At 37.7% G+C, this 18,004-nt stretch carries 20 protein-coding genes; 9 read left to right on the top strand and 11 right to left on the bottom strand.

Annotated elements, in window-relative coordinates; translation table 11 throughout:
• Positions 1-7: 7 nt before the first annotated feature.
• Both AB5M32_RS00860 and AB5M32_RS00855 read right to left on the bottom strand, forming a co-directional pair.
• Positions 8-1,093 (bottom strand): ABC transporter ATP-binding protein, encoded by a 1,086-nt coding sequence (locus AB5M32_RS00860; RefSeq protein WP_010719843.1) that lies wholly within the window; start codon positions 1,091-1,093, stop codon positions 8-10.
• Positions 1,094-1,110: 17 nt separating this feature from the next.
• Positions 1,111-1,653 (bottom strand): helix-turn-helix domain-containing protein, encoded by a 543-nt coding sequence (locus AB5M32_RS00855; RefSeq protein WP_010719844.1) that lies wholly within the window; start codon positions 1,651-1,653, stop codon positions 1,111-1,113.
• A 240-nt stretch (positions 1,654-1,893) separates the two neighbouring features.
• Here AB5M32_RS00855 and AB5M32_RS00850 point away from each other — a divergent pair, with 240 nt between their 5' ends.
• The 6 genes from AB5M32_RS00850 to AB5M32_RS00825 all read left to right on the top strand — a co-directional run bounded on the left by AB5M32_RS00850 (position 1,894) and on the right by AB5M32_RS00825 (position 7,067).
• A complete protein-coding gene (locus AB5M32_RS00850) occupies positions 1,894-2,883 on the top strand; it encodes an acryloyl-CoA reductase (RefSeq protein WP_178286646.1) in 990 nt (329 codons plus the stop codon).
• A complete protein-coding gene (locus AB5M32_RS00845; protein WP_178286648.1) occupies positions 2,880-3,626 on the top strand; it encodes a phosphopantothenate--cysteine ligase in 747 nt (248 codons plus the stop codon). The genes AB5M32_RS00850 and AB5M32_RS00845 overlap by 4 nt, the downstream gene beginning before the upstream one ends.
• Before the next feature lie 85 nt (positions 3,627-3,711).
• Positions 3,712-4,263, top strand: a complete 552-nt coding sequence (coaC, locus tag AB5M32_RS00840; RefSeq protein ID WP_010719847.1) for a phosphopantothenoylcysteine decarboxylase — start codon at positions 3,712-3,714, stop codon at positions 4,261-4,263.
• Positions 4,264-4,279: 16 nt separating this feature from the next.
• Positions 4,280-4,912 carry an ECF transporter S component gene (locus tag AB5M32_RS00835; protein ID WP_010719848.1) on the top strand — a complete coding sequence of 211 codons (633 nt, stop codon included), beginning with the start codon at positions 4,280-4,282 and terminating at the stop codon, positions 4,910-4,912.
• Positions 4,913-5,432: 520 nt separating this feature from the next.
• Complete coding sequence (locus AB5M32_RS00830) at positions 5,433-6,080, top strand: SDR family oxidoreductase (RefSeq protein WP_368024235.1); 648 nt, start codon at positions 5,433-5,435, stop codon at positions 6,078-6,080.
• 3 nt (positions 6,081-6,083) lie between these two features.
• Positions 6,084-7,067, top strand: coding sequence for an NAD(P)H-quinone oxidoreductase (locus tag AB5M32_RS00825; protein WP_096709321.1), 984 nt, complete (start codon positions 6,084-6,086; stop codon positions 7,065-7,067).
• A 103-nt stretch (positions 7,068-7,170) separates the two neighbouring features.
• Here the strand turns inward: AB5M32_RS00825 and AB5M32_RS00820 are convergent, their stop codons facing one another.
• Positions 7,171-7,704 (bottom strand): isoprenylcysteine carboxyl methyltransferase family protein, encoded by a 534-nt coding sequence (locus AB5M32_RS00820; RefSeq protein ID WP_178286652.1) that lies wholly within the window; start codon positions 7,702-7,704, stop codon positions 7,171-7,173.
• Between the two features lie 210 nt (positions 7,705-7,914).
• Entirely contained in the window at positions 7,915-9,426 is a 1,512-nt protein-coding gene (locus tag AB5M32_RS00815; protein ID WP_010719853.1) for a flavocytochrome c, read from the bottom strand.
• A 237-nt stretch (positions 9,427-9,663) separates the two neighbouring features.
• On the opposite strand from AB5M32_RS00815, the gene AB5M32_RS00810 reads away from it, so the two are divergent.
• On the top strand, positions 9,664-10,503 hold the full coding sequence (locus AB5M32_RS00810) for a hypothetical protein (protein ID WP_010719854.1): 840 nt from the start codon (positions 9,664-9,666) through the stop codon (positions 10,501-10,503).
• A gap of 223 nt (positions 10,504-10,726) precedes the next feature.
• Here AB5M32_RS00810 and AB5M32_RS00805 read toward each other — a convergent pair whose 3' ends face one another.
• From AB5M32_RS00805 to AB5M32_RS00790, 4 genes are all read right to left on the bottom strand, one after another.
• Positions 10,727-11,029 (bottom strand): bacteriocin immunity protein, encoded by a 303-nt coding sequence (locus AB5M32_RS00805; RefSeq protein ID WP_349700135.1) that lies wholly within the window; start codon positions 11,027-11,029, stop codon positions 10,727-10,729.
• Between the two features lie 281 nt (positions 11,030-11,310).
• Positions 11,311-11,895 (bottom strand): N-acetyltransferase, encoded by a 585-nt coding sequence (locus AB5M32_RS00800; RefSeq protein WP_010719856.1) that lies wholly within the window; start codon positions 11,893-11,895, stop codon positions 11,311-11,313.
• A 107-nt stretch (positions 11,896-12,002) separates the two neighbouring features.
• Positions 12,003-12,923, bottom strand: coding sequence for a UDP-N-acetylmuramate dehydrogenase (gene murB, locus AB5M32_RS00795; RefSeq protein WP_368024234.1), 921 nt, complete (start codon positions 12,921-12,923; stop codon positions 12,003-12,005).
• A gap of 71 nt (positions 12,924-12,994) precedes the next feature.
• On the bottom strand, positions 12,995-13,915 hold the full coding sequence (locus AB5M32_RS00790) for a Gfo/Idh/MocA family protein (RefSeq protein ID WP_368024233.1): 921 nt from the start codon (positions 13,913-13,915) through the stop codon (positions 12,995-12,997).
• A gap of 114 nt (positions 13,916-14,029) precedes the next feature.
• On the opposite strand from AB5M32_RS00790, the gene AB5M32_RS00785 reads away from it, so the two are divergent.
• On the top strand, positions 14,030-14,782 hold the full coding sequence (locus AB5M32_RS00785) for an exodeoxyribonuclease III (RefSeq protein WP_368024232.1): 753 nt from the start codon (positions 14,030-14,032) through the stop codon (positions 14,780-14,782).
• Between the two features lie 191 nt (positions 14,783-14,973).
• Entirely contained in the window at positions 14,974-15,507 is a 534-nt protein-coding gene (locus AB5M32_RS00780) for a 3'-5' exonuclease (RefSeq protein WP_010719861.1), read from the top strand.
• A 165-nt stretch (positions 15,508-15,672) separates the two neighbouring features.
• Here the strand turns inward: AB5M32_RS00780 and AB5M32_RS00775 are convergent, their stop codons facing one another.
• From AB5M32_RS00775 to pta, 3 genes are all read right to left on the bottom strand, one after another.
• A complete protein-coding gene (locus tag AB5M32_RS00775) occupies positions 15,673-16,197 on the bottom strand; it encodes a GNAT family N-acetyltransferase (RefSeq protein ID WP_034699781.1) in 525 nt (174 codons plus the stop codon).
• Positions 16,190-16,663, bottom strand: coding sequence for a tRNA (adenosine(37)-N6)-threonylcarbamoyltransferase complex ATPase subunit type 1 TsaE (gene tsaE / locus AB5M32_RS00770; protein ID WP_010719865.1), 474 nt, complete (start codon positions 16,661-16,663; stop codon positions 16,190-16,192). Before tsaE ends, AB5M32_RS00775 begins: the two co-directional genes overlap by 8 nt.
• A gap of 257 nt (positions 16,664-16,920) precedes the next feature.
• Positions 16,921-17,901 carry a phosphate acetyltransferase gene (gene pta, locus AB5M32_RS00765; RefSeq protein WP_010719866.1) on the bottom strand — a complete coding sequence of 327 codons (981 nt, stop codon included), beginning with the start codon at positions 17,899-17,901 and terminating at the stop codon, positions 16,921-16,923.
• Positions 17,902-18,004 lie beyond the last annotated feature (103 nt).

Raw genomic sequence — 18,004 nt, 5'->3', positions numbered from 1 at the left:
TTCCTCCTTACTCTTCATAACTATCAAGTCGTGCATCAAATTCTTCTTCTGATTCATTAAAACGCATGACATGGATATCTTCTGGATCAAAGGCTAGACCAACTTTGCTACCCTCTTTTGCTTTTTTCGTTGAATGAACCGTCCATTCATTTTGTTGCTCATCGTAACAGACAATTTCATAGTGGACCCCACGAAACAGCTGCGTATCAACAGTCACAACCAGTTTTCCCTTATCAGGGGTAGTAATCGTTAAATCTTCAGGGCGCAAGACGACTTCAACTGGTTCATTGGGACGCATTCCACCATCAACACATTCAAATCGTTTGCCAACAAACTCTACAAGATTATCGTCGATCATCACACCATCAACGATATTGCTTTCACCCACAAAATCAGCCACAAAATGATTGATCGGTTCATCGTAGATATCGACAGGTGTTCCACTCTGCACGATTTTCCCCTTATTCATCACAAAGATTTCATCGCTCATTGCTAAAGCTTCTTCTTGGTCATGTGTCACAAAAATAAATGTAATTCCCAAACGTTGTTGCAGCTCTCTTAATTCATACTGCATATCCGTTCGCAGCTTTAGATCCAGCGCAGATAGAGGTTCATCTAACAACAATACTTTAGGTTCATTAACGATAGCCCGCGCGATAGCCACACGTTGTCTTTGTCCACCAGACATTTCGCTAATTTCTCGATTTTCGTACCCAGGAAGTTGCACCATGCGAAGTGCATCTTTGACTTTTTTCTCAATATCGACTTTATTCATTTTTTTGATTTTCAATCCAAAAGCGACATTGTCGAATACATTCATATGAGGAAATAAGGCGTAATCTTGGAAAACCGTATTTACTTGCCGTTTATTAGCTGGCACATCATTTAATCGTTTTCCCTCAAAATACATTTCGCCTTCAGTAGCATCTGTGAAACCAGCAATAATTCGTAAAATCGTTGTTTTTCCACAACCCGAAGGACCTAATAAGGTATAAAATTTCCCTTGTTCGATCTCAAAACTCACTTTTTTCAAAATCGTTTCATCATCATAGCGTTTGACCACCTGATCAAATGAAATAATTGGTTTTCCCACTTTTTAACCCCCTAAAATTACAAGTACGATTCAGTAGCAACAATCAATGCCCTCGTACGTTTTGATTGATGATTCTTCAATTGGTGGTGCTTTGTTGCTTGGTAATAGATCGATTGACCTGCTTTGGCAATATATCGCTCTTCACCTAAGCTTAACTCTAATTCCCCCTCTAACACAAAAATAAACGTTTCTGATAAAGAAGGTTCAAATAATTTATACTCTCCTGCTTCGTTGAATGTCAGTAAAACAGGTTCCATTTCTTTTTCATTCGAATCAGAGACCAACCATTCAAGTTGATAACCATTTTCTTCATCTAAATAAACGGTATGATCTTCTTTAGAATAAACAACTTGTAGATTCACTGTTTCTTGATGGAAAAATTCTTCAGGGGAAACACCTAATACTTCAAGAATCGAAAAAAATGTTTCCATGGATGGCGAACTCAAGTCACGTTCTAATTGAGAGATATAGCCTTTTGATAAATCCGTACGTTCACCTAATTCTTCTTGTGTCAAATTTTTCTGGATACGTAAATTTCTTAACTTCTCACCTATTTCCATCTCATTCCTCCTCCATAAAGTTTTCTAATAGTAAACATCAAGTTTACTCTCACTCGTACTAGTATACAAATTTTGATTAAAAAAACAACCCTTTTTATTTTAAATTTCACGAAAAACATCTTTTTTATTTGAAAGAATAAGTTTCACTTTTTTTAGTCACTAATCATCAGCGAATCACCATAAAATAGATTGATTTATGGTATGATAAAAGAAAAATTTTGAGAGGAGTTCTGTTTTTACATGAATAAATTTAAAGCGTTTCAAGTAAATAATGTTCCGCATTTTCATACTTCGATCATTGACCAGGAAATGCCTCTTTTATCAGCGAACGAAGTGTTGGTCAAAGTTGCTTATTCTGATGTTAATTATAAAGATGCACTAGCTAGTAGTGAATCTGGTGGCGTCATCCGCTCTTACCCTATGACACCTGGGATTGATCTTTCAGGAATCGTTGTCGAAAGTCGAGATGAGCGTTTCAAAACAGATGATTCTGTTCTCCTAACTGGTTATGGCTTGGGCGTCACTCAACCTGGAGGCTATAGCCAGTACCAGAAAGTTTCTGGTGATTGGTTGATTCCCCTTCCGAAAACCTTGTCACTTCGTCAGGCAATGGTATTAGGAACTGCTGGCTTTACTGCACTTTTATGTGTGAACGCCCTCATAACAAAAGGGATGAAGACGAGTGACCGTATTGTTGTAACCGGAGCATCTGGCGGAGTAGGCAGTACCGCTGTGGCAATTTTAAAAAAATTGGGTTTTACTTCGATCATCGCTCTTTCACGCAAAAAAGAATCGGTGGAATGGCTGAAAAAATTAGGGGCGAATGAAGTCCTATCCCCAAATGAATTTCTTCCTGAAAAGACAAAACCTTTAGGAAAGCAACAAATCGATTATGTCATTGATACGGTTGGTGGGGACTTATTGACCCAACTCCTTCCTTTGATCGCCTATGATGGTGCTGCGGCATTATGTGGAAATGCTGGAGGAATCCAATTGACCACTACTGTATTACCGTTTATTTTGCGCAATATCCAGTTGATCGGTATCGATTCAGTCAATGTTCCGCATGAAAAACGTTTCTCCTTATGGCAACAATTAGCTGATCTTGCTATTGCTGATGATCTTTTCGTTAAAGAAATCGCCTTGGAGGAATTGCCCGAAGTGATTCAAGGATTGTTAGCTGGGCAACATCAGGGAAGAACACTAGTTAATGTAGGTGAAATGAAATGAAGATATTGATTACGGCTGGTGGCACAAGCGAAAAAATTGATCAAGTCCGTTCAATCACAAATCATTCGACTGGGCAGTTAGGTAAAAAGATTGCTGAAACATTGGTAACTGATTCAACAGTAACGATCGACTATGTCACGACAAACAGTGCTGTCAAGCCAACGTCACAGGACAATATTCGCTTTCATCTAATCGAGTCCACTCAAGATTTATTTGAAACTTTGGAAAGATTACTGACAAGTGACTCTTATGATGCCATCATCCATAGTATGGCAGTGAGCGATTTCACTCCTGCTTTTAGCCTATCTGAAGAACAATTGTCACAGAGCATTGACCAAACACCGCTAACGCCAGAACACCTTTCTTCATGGTTCCGAGACCATGAAATAAATCCTAATAAAGCTGAAAAAATCTCTTCTGACACAGAACACTTGTTAATTGCCTTGAAAAAAACGCCTAAGATCATCGGCTATCTAAGAAAATGGCAACCAGAAGCAACCATCATCGGCTTTAAGTTATTAGTCGATGTTTCAAAAACAGAACTTTTAGCAGTCGCCAAAAAAAGCATCATGAAGAATCAGGTAGACTACATCCTCGCGAATGATCTGACACAAATCGACGGAACAAACCATCACGGCTATCTATTAGGGGCAGACGGAACAATCAAAGAAGCACAATCCAAGGAAGAAATTGCTAAATTATTAGCATCGGTTATAATAGAACCAGTTTCCTTTAACCAATGAAACGCTGAAAAGAATTCTCTGATTTATTTCTTAAAACACAAAAGTTAAGCTTGATTTTAGCAGGGAATGAAAGGAGTAAACAATTATGAAAAAAATTCTATTGGGGGTTACTGGCAGTATCTCTGCTTATAAAAGTGCGGATATTACCAACCAACTCGTGAAACTTGGCTACCAAGTAGACGTAATCATGACAGAAAGCAGCACTCACTTCATCACGCCACTTACGTTACAATCCTTATCAAAACGTGCCGTTCATACCGATGTCATGCAAGAAAAAGAACCTTCAGTGATTAATCACATCGAACTGGCAAAACAAGCAGACTTGTTCTTGATTGCTCCTGCTACGGCTAATATTATCGGTAAATTAGCAAATGGATTAGCAGATGATCTGCTCTCAACAGTCGCAATGGCACTCCCTGCAGATACTCCGAAGTTGATTGCTCCTGCAATGAATACAAATATGTATCAACATCCGCTCAATCAAAGGAATTTAAATACGTTAAAATCAATCGGCTATCAAGAAATCGAGCCAAGAGAATCGTTGTTGGCTTGTGGTGATTTTGGCAAAGGTGCTTTAGCTGATACCCAAATAATCATTGATCAAACGGTACAACTGATTAATGAAAGAAACGCTTAATATAAAAGGAGTCATTATGAAAAACACACGTACTTTTGCTTTGACTGCTATGTTTTTAGCAATCATGATTTTATTAGCGGTCACACCGCTTGGGTTTATTCCTATTGGTCCAATCAACGCTACGACCATGCACATCCCAGTGATCATTGCATCAATCGTTTTAGGCCCACGTTTAGGTGGCTTTCTAGGAGGGACATTCGGCTTGATTAGTATGATTCGTAGTACGGTCATTCAAACGCCTTTGTCATTCGTCTTCTCCCCATTCATCCCAGTGATTGGCACAGACCACGGAAGTTTGAAAGCATTATTGATTGCTTTTATTCCAAGGATATTGATTGGTGTTGTTCCCTATTTTGTCTATAAAGGAATACTACGGCTAAGTAAAAACAAGTTTCAAGGTGTTTCTTTGTTTCTAGCAGGCTTAGCTGGTTCTTTCGTGAATACGATCCTAGTGATGAATATGATCTATTTCTTATTCCAACAAGATTATGCTCAAGTGGTCGGAAAAAGTATCCATGCGTTATATACTGCTATTTTAGCTGTTATCTTTACGAGTGGTGTTCCAGAAGGGATCATCGCTGGAATTGCTACAGTCGCTGTTGGTAGTGTCTTGCTTCGTTTGATGCATGCGACACCTCAACCTAAATAAGACAATTAGCTGATAGCAAACATGATTTTCTTTGAATCAAAACATCCATCCCAATTTTTTTGAAATTGGTAGATGGATGTTTTTTACTTAAAAATCATCAATAGTATGAAAGCTTCTACTCCTTGGAGCAAGCCTGAATTTGTCCCATCTAAGTTCCCCATGCTGTTTATTATCCTATCCACGGCGTTCTCAGAGCTGACCTTCGGCAATAAGTCGAAAAATCTCAAAACATGAAAAGCTGTTTCGAGATTTTCCTCCTTGTTGCTCCTGCGATTACTCGTCGCAGTTTCTACTTGGTGAGTGCTCAGGTCAGAACGCTCTGTTCACGACCTTATTTATAATCAGTATTCAAGCATCAGCTCCTTGAAATAAGCCTGAATTTTTCAAAATATGTGAAGCTATTTTAAAAAATTCTTTCTTATTGTCTTCGGAGCTATCGATGCTTTCATAACCTCTTTCTCGCATTTTTTTTGTTTAGTGTTATGATTGATAGTGATTATTATAAGAAAGGATGATTAAAATGAAAATTTTTGTTGTAGGTGCTAATGGCCAAATTGGTCGGCATTTAATCAAAGAACTTGCAACTACTAAACATCAAGTGACAGCAGGTGTACGCGAGGTTGCAACACAATCTTTAGTAAAAAAAGATAATGTCACTTATGTTTCTTTCGATCTGACTTGGACAATTGAAGAAATGGCAGATGCTTTTAAAGGTTGTGATCTCGTTATTTTTGTTGCGGGTTCGCAAGGGAAAAACTTATTGCAGATCGACTTAGACGGTGCGATCAAGACAATGATAGCGGCCGAATCAGCACATGTTTCTCGCTACTTTATGATTAGTGCTGTTTTTGCCGAGGATCGCAGCAAATGGCCAGATTCTAAGATTGATTACTACATTACGAAACATTATGCTGATGAGTGGCTGAAACAACAAACAACTTTAGATTATGTAATCATCCAGCCAGTGTCATTAACAAATGAAGAAGTCACTACAGTCCAACTGGCAAAACCAACAGAAGCCACTGCTAAAACCGTCTCTCGTCAAACGGTAGCTGCTGTTTTGACAGCTTTAGTGGAACAACCAACTATAACTAAAACAACGCTAGTACTATCTGAAGGAACGCAGGAAATTTCAACTGCGTTGCAGCAAATAGTCGAGGAGGAATAAGAAATGCGAGCCATCACGATCAAACATCCCGGTTCTGCCGAAGTACTACAAGAGATCGATGCACCAAAACCAATAGCGAAAAAAGGACAATTACTCATAAAAGTTCACACAGCGGCAATCAATCGAACGGACATCATGCGGCGAGAAACAACGAATCAACAGACTCCTTACCCAATTCTTGGCGTAGAAGTAGCTGGAGAAGTTGTTGAAAACCGAAGTGATAACCCAGCTTTTGTACCAGGTACAAGAGTATGTGGGTTAGTCAATTTAGGCGGTTATGCCGAGTACGCAGTGATGCCAGCTGACCGTGCAATTTTACTGCCCGATACATTGGATAATGTTGCAGCGGCTGGTATTGCAGAAGTTTTTCTAACAGCTTACCAAACACTCTATTGGCTAGGAAATTTACAAGAAGGTGAAACTGTTTTGATCCACGCTGGAGCGAGCGGTGTGGGAACGGCAGCCATCCAACTAGCAAAACAACTTACTAAGGCAACCGTCATCGTCACTGCTGGTTCATCAGAAAAACTAGCTTTTTGTCAAAAACTTGGTGCAGATGAACAGATCAATTACAAAACACAGGATTTTTCAACCGAAGTAGCAAGAATTACCAATGGAAAAGGTGTCGACGTCATCTTAGATTTCATCGGAGCTTCTTATTGGGAGAAAAATTTAGCTTCTATTGCTATTGATGGACGTTGGGTATTGATCGGAATGTTAGGTGGAACAATTGTACCAGAGATTGATTTAGCTACCTTGATCACCAAACGAATCCAATTGATCGGCACTTTGTTGACTCCTCGAAGTGATCAGTACAAAGCTCAATTGACTCAAGAATTTATGCAAGTAGTTGGACCTTATCTAGCTGACCAACGAGTCAAACCAATTATTGATCGTACCTTTACATTGGCACAAGTCCAAGAAGCACATGAATATATGGAAGCGAATAAGAATATTGGAAAGATTATTTTGACGATAACAGAATAACCAACTTTTAAATGCAAATAGCAATCAAAAAATAAGCCGTAGAATCTCAAAAATAGGAGCAACTATTTTTGGATTCTACGGCTTTTTTTATTTAGCTAGTTTATTATGACTGCTTTATTTCTTTCTGTTTAATAGATGCGACTAATTGATTTTCCTTTTTTATTCGTAGATAGAGACAGAGACTATAAGGAAGAATAAAAATAATGAGTGTCACATAGGCGTGAAAAAGAAGCACGACTCCAATCAATTCAGGTAAAATATTTAAAAAATAATTGGGGTGCTTGACCCGTTGGAACAACCAATGTTCAATCAATTGATGATCTGGTTCAAAGATCAATTTCACTGACCAATATTTTCCTAATAATTTCATGACCCAAAAGAGCATGATAAACGAAAATAGGATGAGACAAAATCCAATCCAGCTGACCCAATTAATTTGTGTTTTTTGAATGCTTCCCTCAAAGAAAGCAGAAAAATAAAACAGCGTATGTAATATAGCTAACCATTTCGTAGTTGTTTTTCCATTCTCAATCGCTCCTTCATGTAATAATTGGTTCGCATGCTTACTTGAAATTTTTAATACATACAATCGTACGAATGCGATTATCAAAAAGAAATAATATAATTGTTGACTCATTCGTTTCACTCGTTTCTATTTTTATTTATTATCATCTGGAACGACCTGCAAAAGTCACTTATTTTCTATCAAATAATCATTTATTCAAAGTAAAGGAGTAGAACCATGATCGCATGTTCTTCACAGTTTGATAAAAGTATAGGAGAAAACTAACTTTTGACATGCTAGTTTTCTCCTAATTGACCGTCCATTTACTTTATATTTACGTTCTTAATTTTCACTGACGAATTTTGCTGCCTGTTGTCCAGCTTGTCGTCCAAAGATAATAATTTCAGCAACCGAATTACCACCAATCCGATTGTTCCCGTGTAGCCCCCCAGTTACTTCACCAGCAGCATACAAACCAGTGATCGGTTGATTTTCTTTATTCAACACTTCTGTCTTCGTATTGATTTTCACGCCACCCATTGTGTAGTGGATACCTGGGGCAATTTTGATCGCATAGTATTTAGGTTCTGTCAGCCCATTATCCATCGCTGTCGTCCGATTAAAAGCGTCATCCTTTTGAGCATCGACTGCTTTATTCCAGGATTCAAGTGTTTGAGCCAAATTGTCTGCAGGCACATTTACTTTTTCAGCTAATTCTGCCAGATCATCTCCTGAAGTCACGTAACCCTTTTGCTCATAGAAATCAATTGCTTTTGCTCGATCTCTTACTCCTTGATCAAAAATCAAATAAGCAGATTTTTCCGGTAAAGCTGTAATAGCTGCGGAAACTTTGTCTCTTGTATCTAATTCATTCACAAATCGTTGTCCTTCTTGGTTGACTAAAATAGCCCCCTCACCTCGAACAGCTTCACCGATTAAGACACCTTCATCTTGTTGGACTGTTGGATGTATCTGGATTTTATCCATGTCGACCGTTTGACCACCTAATTTTTCAATCATCGTGATTCCATCACCAGTTGAGCCTACTTGGTTAGTAGTGACATAGCCTGCTAAATCAGGACGGTATTTTTCAATCACTTCTTGATTGGCACCATACCCGCCAGTTGTCACTACAATTGCGTTCCCTTTGATTTCCTTTGGCTCTTCGCCTTGGACTTGTACAGTCACCTCATTGACTTTACCACTATTTTCTTTGATATCAGTTACATCTGTATTCACAAAAATAGGAATTTTACGTTCATGTACATTTTTTAACAATCCGTCAACTAAGTAACCACCGATAGCTGAGCCATCTGAAGGTCGGTGGGTTCTTTTTTCACTCATTCCCCCAGTAATTGTTAAATTATCCAATTTGATTCCATTTTGATCCAACCAATCAATCGCAGCGGCTGAATGATCAACGAAGTAGTGGAGTAATTCTTGATCATTGGTGCCACCTCCGCCTTTTAATGTTTCTTCGTAGAACGCTTCATTGGAGTCATTGATTCCGTCAGCTTGTTGGAATTTAGTGGCTGATGCATTCATTCCACTTGAAGATTTTAAGGTATTCCCACCTGCTACTGGCATTTTTTCAAAGATGACTGGGTTCAATCCAGCATCTTTTGCTTCAATCGCTGCTGTCATCCCTGCTCCACCTGCACCAACAATGATAATATCATAAGAGTCTTTCATTTCAGCTGGGTTGGTATACGTTTGTTCCGATGCACCTGAAGATACCTCTGTTTTTTCAGATGATTTCGTGCTTGTCGTCGTTTTTTCTTTTGAATCTGCACTACAAGCTCCCATTGTTAAAACTGATGTAAAAACCACCAAACTTTTTAGCACTTTTTTCATTCTTTTCCTCCTAAATTTTAGTACTCCTTTATTTTAAGTGAAAAAATTCACAATTCCAACTATTTTTTTATTCTTTTTATCAATAAACAATGACTTTTCCATCTAGCATCTCTAGATAACTATTTTTGCTATTTTTTGTTGGCTGTTTTCTTATTCATTTAGGCGTTTTGGTACAAATAATTTTGGTTTGCGCTTTTACCCTAGTATAATCTTTACTATAGATAAAGGAGTTATTTTATGAATTATCTGAAAATGTTTTTTATGAATGGTACCAAAACCGCTGGAAGAATTACCCATGCGTTTTATATTCTTCTACGGGTCATCGTTACAGTAATGTTAGTCGATCAAATTTTTCAGCAAAACATGGGAAATACTTTTCTCTTATTGCTAACTCTAGTTTTATTTGAAATTCCTTATCTTCTAGAAAAAATGTTAAAGATCGAAATCCCGAATATGTTAGAAATCATTATTATTTCATTCATTTTTAGTTCAACTGTTTTAGGAGAATTAAGTGACTTCTACGGGTATTTCTCAATGTGGGATACTATCTTACATGCTTTAACTGGTTTTTTAGCTGGTGGGGTTGGTTTTTCACTTGTCTACTTACTGAACAAAAACACGAAAACAATGAATCTAACACCATTATTGTTAGCTATCGTTTCATTTTGTTTTTCAATGACAGTCGGTGTGATGTGGGAATTTGTTGAATTTTCAGCTGATCATATATTTCAACTGGACATGCAAAAAGATAGCCTTGTCCAACAAATCAACAGTGTGGAGTTAAGTAAAGATGGCAATACTGTCCACTCGATCCCTAATATCGAGCAAACCATCGTGGAATATAAAGATTCAGCTGGAAATACAGAAAAATATGTGATTTCTGGTGGTTATCTTGACATAGGGATTATTGACACGATGAAAGACCTATTCGTCAATTTTATTGGAGCCTTGACGTTTAGTATCTTTGGATATCTTTATAGTCAGAATGATTATCGGAAGTTTACTTTTATCCGTAACTTCATCCCCAGAAAAAAGAGAGAATCACGAACTGAAAGAAGAAAAGCACCTTCGAAATAAACAAAATTTTATTATCAATTATTCTTTATGTGATTCTATCGATAACTTTAGAAACTAGTATAAGAAAAATTGTCTACTATTAAAAGCCTGGGGCAAGGACGTCCTAGGCTTTTTTGATGAGTATAAAAACAAATAAAGTGTGTTCAGGAATTGTACTACTTACACTTATTAAAGAGATCAGATAAACCAGCTAGCAGTGTTTCCACGCTTCAGGGGATATTTATTAAAAAAATGGGCCAAAAGTGATGGGTGTCGAAGCTAATCCTCGACCTAATTCTTGTTCAAAGCGTCCCATCGTCGAAATTTTTAAATAAAAAGCTGCGACTGGTGGTGTCAATTGACTCTTGATCGCTAAAGGGCGTAGTTGATATTCCAGATCTTTCATTACTCTTGGAAAATATTCTTGTTTTTCTAGTTTGTTTTTAGCCTCGATTAATGATACTCTTTCCCTTTCTTTGACTTCTTTATTAAGAATCAAGTCGTATAATTCTACTATAATTTGATTGATTTCTTCTGTTTTCTTCATGATATCGCTCCCTTTAATATCATTTGGCACATCTTTCTCAAAGCTTTAATAAATATTAAATGTATTATAGTCTAGATTTACCTCTTCAGGTCATTCATTTCCTAAATAACTGTTTTCCATTCATAATTGTATCCTATAGTTATATATACATTCTTACATTTCAGCCTAAACCTATTTGAAATGAAACCAGTAGGTCGGAAAAAAGAAAGCCGAAATAACCATGATCACAGAAAATAGCTGATTCTACTTTCCATTATCACGGTTATTCCACAAAAAGAATGTTAGTCTTTTTTAGCTTTTATATTCAATTTTTCCAAAGTGTCCATTGCTAAGGGATACTCGCTATTCGGACGTCCATCAAAATTCTCAGCGATAATCGTAAACCCTAGCTTTTGGTATAGTTGAATGGCAGGATGACTCCAAGTTTGCGTATGCAGATACACTGGTCCATGAGATGCCAGCTTTTGGAAAATACGCAGTACTTCGATCGTTAATGCTTTGGCAATCCCTTTTCCTTGATGCCTCGGATCTACTGCCAGCCAATGAAAAAGCGGATAGCTTCCATCCTTCCGTTTTTTGAACCAAGCGGTACAAGTCGCGATTTTTTCACCTGTATCAGTTACAACGAAAAGCATTCGTTGCTGAAGTTCTTCTTGATAAGGTAAAAAAGCTCTCTGAAAGTAAGCAAGTGCTTCTGTTTCTGTTGCGAACTCTCCGACTGATTGTTCGATTCTTGCCCATTCGGTTTCATCGCCTAGACGGTAGTACTCAAAATGATACCCAGTCGCTAAAGATTGCGTAGGGAGACTGTCACTTAATGGACGAGTCATCCAAATCTCGGCATAAGGAACATGTTTATCTAGCATAAGCTAACTTCCTTTCTAAACAGAATAGCTCTTTCTATCTGTTTTATCACAAAAGTTTGAACATCTCACTGTAGTCATTGATGGCTAGTTCATTCAACTAGCAATGGTTACATGTTTGCATCCACTGTTTTTGCTTCGCCAATGATCCGTACTTCTGTTTCCAAAGACACATCAAATTTTTCTTTGATCACTTCTTGGATATGCGCGATCAATTCTGTATAATCCGTAGCGGTCGCATGATCAATATTGACAATAAAGCCAGCATGTTTTTCAGAGATTTGAGCGCCACCCCATTTTAAGCCTTGTAATCCAGCTTCTTGGATCAATTGACCAGTAAAATGCCCCACAGGACGTTTGAATACACTCCCACAAGAAGGATATTCCAATGGTTGTTTCGATTGACGTAATTCAGTCAGCTCGTCCATCCGCCCTTTGATTACTTCATGCTCTCCTGCAGTTAATTGGAAACGTGCTTCTAAAACGACTGCATCCATTTCTTGGATTTTACTATGTCGATAAGAAAACGCCATTTCTTCGTTGGTTAGAGTTTTCAACGTACCATCTGCTAATAAAACATCCACTTCTGCTAATACGTCTTTGATTTCACCGCCATAGGCACCTGCATTCATATAAACAGCGCCTCCGATACTTCCAGGAATGCCACAAGCAAACTCAAACCCGGTTAAAGAAGTATCTAACGCCGCATAGGTCGTATCGATCAATTTTGCTCCAGCTTCAGCTGTAACCATCGTCCCAGAAACTCGGATTTGTTTCATCTCAGTCAACATGATCACCATACCACGAATCCCACCATCTTGAACAATCAAATTACTGGCATTACCTAAAACCATCCAAGGTACATCATGGGTTCGGCAATAATCCACTACTTCTTTTACTTCATTTTGTGTTTTTGGGAAAACGAGAACATCCGCTGGACCGCCCGTTTTGGTAAACGTGTAATTCATCAATGGTTCATCAAACAATAGATTGAGTGCTGGTAAATTTTTAACTAAGTCTTCTTTATTCACTGAGGATTTTCCTTTCTATATCAAACATCCCCATTATTCTATCACGCTTAAAACAAACTTGCCAGTTTCCCTCACATTTGTTGTCTTGTATGTTTACGTAGCATTTCTTCACAAAGTGCATGACTTTGCATGATCCCTTGTTGCTTCAATCCTTCCATTGAAGGTTTTTCTTTGCTAATCTCTGCGAAAAATGTTTGAATCATTGGCTCAAAACCGCGTTTGACTAACGTACTTTCCCAATCGCCAAATTTTTCTATTTCGACGCCTGATGCTCGTTGGATTGTCATATCCGTTAATTCCGCCACTTCATAAGTGCCACTTTTACTAGTGATCTGATAGTTCTCGCTATTTGCTCCACTTAAAAGATCCATTGTTAAAATTGCTGTTTGATGGGCTGTTTCCAATTGTAATACGGCAAATTCCAAAAATTCTTTTGTTTCACGGATCTGATATTTCGTACGCAAGATCGGTTCGTCCAAAAGATATACCGCCGTATCAACAAGATGTAAAAACAAATCATAGATCACAAATTCCGTTGTTTCCTTAGCGGCAATTCGATTTTTTTGTAACTGGATGAGCCGCTTCTCGGGGACTTGTTTCAAACGTTCGACCATTGGAGCAAAACGTCGATTGAATCCAACCATTAAGACAACTTGATTTTTATCTGCCAGTTCTTGTAATTCGTTGATTTCATTAAGGTCAACACTGAGTGGTTTATCGATATACACATGCACCTGATTTTCAAGACATTTTTTGGCTAATTCATAATGTACCTTTGTGGCTGCATGAATCATACAAGCCTTGATATCCTGAGACAGTAGTTCATCAATTGATTCATATAGATGGTCAAATCCATACATTTCATGGATTCGTTTTTTCGTTTCTTTGTTTCTAGTCGCAAAGTAGAAATCAATCTTTCCTTGATTTTTTGCATAAGTAGGTAAATACGCTTTTTCTGCAATATTACCCACACCAATCACACCAATTCGCATGTTCGTTCCTCCAATCCATTCATTACTCTTATCTTACACTATTTTTTAGTAAAATAAGGTACAATAGAACCACAAATGCTAATCTAAGATCCAAAAGAAAGGATGCGTATTTAATTGAAATTTATCTCCTGGAATGTGAATGGCCTACGTGCAATCGTCAATAAAAATTTTTTAGACGTCTTTAATGAATTAGATGCCGACTTTTTCTGTCTTCAAGAAACCAAACTACAAGCCGGTCAAATCGAATTAGACTTACCTGGCTATCATCAATATTGGAATTATGCAGAAAGAAAAGGCTATTCAGGCACAGCGATCTTTGCCAAAGAACCCGCACTAAATGTCTCTTATGGAATGGGCATTGATTTACATGATCAAGAAGGACGTTTGATCACACTTGAATACCCTGAATTCTTTCTAGTTACTTGTTATACACCTAATTCCCAAAATGAATTAAAACGCTTGGACTACCGTTTACAATGGGAAGAAGCCTTTTACCATTACTTAGAAGAACTAAAAAAACAAAAACCAGTCATTGTGTGCGGCGACTTAAACGTTGCCCACCAGGAAATTGATTTGAAAAATTGGAAAACCAATCAAAAAAATGCTGGCTTTACGATGGAAGAACGAACTGCCTTCTCACACTTGTTAGCAAATGGCTTTATTGATACCTTCCGCTATTTCTATCCTGAACAAACTGGTATTTATTCTTGGTGGAGTTATCGTTTCAATGCTAGAAAAAACAACGCAGGTTGGCGTATCGACTATTTCTTAACTAGTGACGAGTTGAAGCCACGCTTGGTGGATGCAAAAATCCATACCTCGATTATGGGAAGCGATCATTGTCCCGTAGAACTAGACTTGAAATAATCTCATTGTTAGCCATCATCATCCTAGGCAGGGCTGAATATTTTTATTAAAAAGAATGAAGAAAGATCAGCAAAGATGCTTCTTTTTTGAGCGTGGTCTTTCTTCATTTGATTGATTTTTTTTACATATCCATCACTTTCTTTTCTTCACTTTTTATGTTAGTGTTTATTTTTTAAGGAGGTTTTATGCACATGAATTTTGTTGCAATGGACTTTGAAACAGCCAACCATCAATCCCACAGTGCTTGTTCATTAGCATTGGTTATGGTCCAAAATAGCCAAATTGTTGATGAATATTACACACTCATCCAGCCAGAAACACCTTTTTTCTGGAGAAATGTTCAAATTCACGGTATTCATCAAGAAGATGTTCGTACCGCACCCAAATTTCCTGAAGTTTGGCAAACGATTCAACATTATTTCCAAAAAAACCGCTTAGTCGTCGCTCATAACGCAGCTTTTGATACGAAAGTTCTAGCTGGTTGTTTAGATTATTACAATTTGCTCCAACCTCATTATTTATCTTTATGTACGGTAAAAACCAGTCGTCGTTTATTTCCAGAGATGCCAAATCATCGATTGAATACTGTCTGTGAAAATTTAAATATCACTTTAGCGAATCACCATGATGCATTAGAAGACAGTCGTGCCTGTGCAGAGATTTTACTTTATCAAGAAAAACACTTTGGAACAGATCCTTTGAAAAAATTAGTTACCCTAAAATGAGCTACTAAAAAACAGGTAGACAAAAAATCCATGGTTGCTTTTTACAGGTAACCATGGATTTTTTGATCGCCTTTTTTAACCTTTTCAAGAACCTTTATCCCCTTCATTCCAACCATTCACCAATTTTTTCTGATTATTTGAAAAGATGTCCTCCTAAATCTAAGATCAGTCAATCAATAAAGACATCCTATAGACATCCAAAAAGTCCCCATCATCTGTTCGGGCCCCTCTTTTCATAAGCGCTTCGATTTCAAAACCCATTTTTTGATACAAGTGAACCGCTCGTTCATTTCGAGTTTGCACATCTAATTCCAGTCTAAAAAGTACACCATTTTCTTTCACCCAAATCAATACTTCTTCAAGCAACATCGTTCCTAAGCCCAAACCCCAATAGTCCTTTAAGATGCTGATCCCAACCTCTCCCACATGAGAGATGCGGTATTGTTCGCCTGCTTTAACAGAAACAACCCCGATGATTTTTTGACCCATACAAGCTAAAAGTAAAAGATTATTGTTGCTGTCTTGTAGATATTCGATGGATAAAGCTAAGGCTTCAGGTGTTAGCTCCATTCCTTGTTCATCCATAACCAAAAAGTCAGTCTCTTCCTCTACTTGTTGCATCATTGCTAATAATTCACTGGCATCATTTGGCTGAGCTTCTCGAATGGTCAATGAGATCTCTTCACTCATTGTTTTGTCTCCATTTTTCCACGATCCGCTGTTTGAAAGCTTCACTTTGCTCCCCATATGCTTGCAATTTCACATATCTATATTCTAAATCTGTATCACTTTTTTCTAAAATCAGTTCCAAATAGTCTTCTGGTAAGGCTTCTTCTAAAAGATTCCCCCATTCAATGACAGATAAACCCTCTCCTTCAAAATACTCATCTAAACCAAGATCCGCGCCGCTAGCTGCTACACGATAAATATCCATATGATAAAGTGGCAATCTACCTTGATCATATTCCCGAATAATTGTATAAGTGGGGCTCTTGATCATTTGTTCGATTCCTAATCCGCGAGCAATCCCTTTGGTCAGCGTTGTTTTTCCGGCTCCTAAGTCACCAGTTAATACTAAATTATCCCCAGGCAGTGCCACTTCACCGATGACTTTTGCCAATTCTTCTGTCTTATCTAAACCACTTAATTCAATCATTCTAACTTACTCCTTCATCTAGCCTTTTGTGACAGTATATCGTGGATGGAAAATTTTTTAAAGCAAAAAAAAGCTTGGGACAAAGGTCGTCCCGAGCTTTTTCATATGTGTCAAAATGAATAAATATTTTTCAATCATCAGCTCCTTGCAATAAGTCTAAATTTTTCAAAACATGAGAACTGTTTCAAAAAATCTGCGCTTATACGCTCGGAGCTGATCGCTTCTTTCACGAACTATTATTCATTGAGTCTTAGATCTTAATCTAATAATGTTTGGGCTGCAGTAATGATCGCTAATTTATACACATCTTCTTCGTTTGCTCCACGAGATAAATCAGAAACTGGTTTATTCAATCCTTGTAAGATCGGTCCGATCGCTTCAAAGTTACCAAAACGTTGAGCAATTTTGTAACCAATGTTTCCAGATTGCAATTCTGGGAAAACAAAGACAGTTGCTTGTCCAGCTACATCAGAATCAGGTGCTTTTAGTTGAGCCACTGAAGGAACATAAGAAGCATCAAATTGTAATTCGCCATCAATTACATATTGAGGCGCTAATTTTTTAGCAATTTTAGTTGCTTCGACCACTTTATCCACTTCTGGTGCTTTCGCAGATCCTTTAGTTGAAAAACTCATTAATGCTACTTTAGGATCAATATCGAATAATTCAGCAGTCTTTGCTGATTCTACAGCGATTTCTGCTAATTCTTGGGCATTGGGATTGACATTGATAGCACAATCTGAAAAGACATATTTTTCTTGGTCACGTCCACGTACCATGATCATCGCACCACTTGTTCGGCTGACGCCTGGTTTTGTTTTGATGATTTGTAACGCTGGACGAACAGTATCTCCAGTTGAGTGAATCGCACCAGAAACCATCCCGTCAGCAATTCCCATATATGTCAACATCGTACCAAAGTAATTGACATCTTTTAAGATGCTTTCTGCTTGTTCCTTGGATGCCTTTCCATTACGACGTTCCACAAAAGCTTCAACCATTTCATCCCATTTATCATAACGATTTGGATCAATGATCGTAAAACTTGAAGTTTTAATTCCACGAGCATGAGCAGCAGCTGTGATTTCTTCTTCGCTACCAATCAAAATAGGTTCCACTAATTCTTCCGCTTTCAAACGAGCTGCTGCACCTAAAATTCTTGCATCAGTTGCTTCAGGAAAAACGATTTTAATGCTGCGACGTACAATTTTGAATCTCAAACTATCAAACAATTCCACAAGATGACCTCCAGATATTTTCTATGTATCCATCATACACTATTCCCAAAAAAAAGAACAGTTTATTTTATCTGTATCAGTCAAAAAACCATTAGTAATGAAG

The sequence above is a fragment of the Enterococcus sp. C57 genome (assembly GCF_040887305.1).
Classification (GTDB): Bacteria; Bacillota; Bacilli; order Lactobacillales; family Enterococcaceae; genus Enterococcus_B; species Enterococcus_B hirae.
Note: the sequence above shows the minus strand (reverse complement) of the source record. Positions and strands in the feature narration are given on the sequence as shown.

Coding starts and splice junctions, on each gene's coding strand:
- AB5M32_RS00850 (WP_178286646.1), top strand. CDS start 1,894: ATGAATAAATTTAAAGCGTTTCAAGTAAATAATGTTCCGCATTTTCAT.
- AB5M32_RS00845 (WP_178286648.1), top strand. CDS start 2,880: ATGAAGATATTGATTACGGCTGGTGGCACAAGCGAAAAAATTGATCAA.
- AB5M32_RS00855 (WP_010719844.1), bottom strand. CDS start 1,653: ATGGAAATAGGTGAGAAGTTAAGAAATTTACGTATCCAGAAAAATTTG.
- AB5M32_RS00825 (WP_096709321.1), top strand. CDS start 6,084: ATGCGAGCCATCACGATCAAACATCCCGGTTCTGCCGAAGTACTACAA.
- AB5M32_RS00835 (WP_010719848.1), top strand. CDS start 4,280: ATGAAAAACACACGTACTTTTGCTTTGACTGCTATGTTTTTAGCAATC.
- AB5M32_RS00820 (WP_178286652.1), bottom strand. CDS start 7,704: ATGAGTCAACAATTATATTATTTCTTTTTGATAATCGCATTCGTACGA.
- AB5M32_RS00815 (WP_010719853.1), bottom strand. CDS start 9,426: ATGAAAAAAGTGCTAAAAAGTTTGGTGGTTTTTACATCAGTTTTAACA.
- coaC (WP_010719847.1), top strand. CDS start 3,712: ATGAAAAAAATTCTATTGGGGGTTACTGGCAGTATCTCTGCTTATAAA.
- AB5M32_RS00780 (WP_010719861.1), top strand. CDS start 14,974: ATGAATTTTGTTGCAATGGACTTTGAAACAGCCAACCATCAATCCCAC.
- AB5M32_RS00800 (WP_010719856.1), bottom strand. CDS start 11,895: ATGCTAGATAAACATGTTCCTTATGCCGAGATTTGGATGACTCGTCCA.
- AB5M32_RS00830 (WP_368024235.1), top strand. CDS start 5,433: ATGAAAATTTTTGTTGTAGGTGCTAATGGCCAAATTGGTCGGCATTTA.
- AB5M32_RS00805 (WP_349700135.1), bottom strand. CDS start 11,029: ATGAAGAAAACAGAAGAAATCAATCAAATTATAGTAGAATTATACGAC.
- AB5M32_RS00775 (WP_034699781.1), bottom strand. CDS start 16,197: ATGAGTGAAGAGATCTCATTGACCATTCGAGAAGCTCAGCCAAATGAT.
- AB5M32_RS00810 (WP_010719854.1), top strand. CDS start 9,664: ATGAATTATCTGAAAATGTTTTTTATGAATGGTACCAAAACCGCTGGA.
- tsaE (WP_010719865.1), bottom strand. CDS start 16,663: ATGATTGAATTAAGTGGTTTAGATAAGACAGAAGAATTGGCAAAAGTC.
- AB5M32_RS00790 (WP_368024233.1), bottom strand. CDS start 13,915: ATGCGAATTGGTGTGATTGGTGTGGGTAATATTGCAGAAAAAGCGTAT.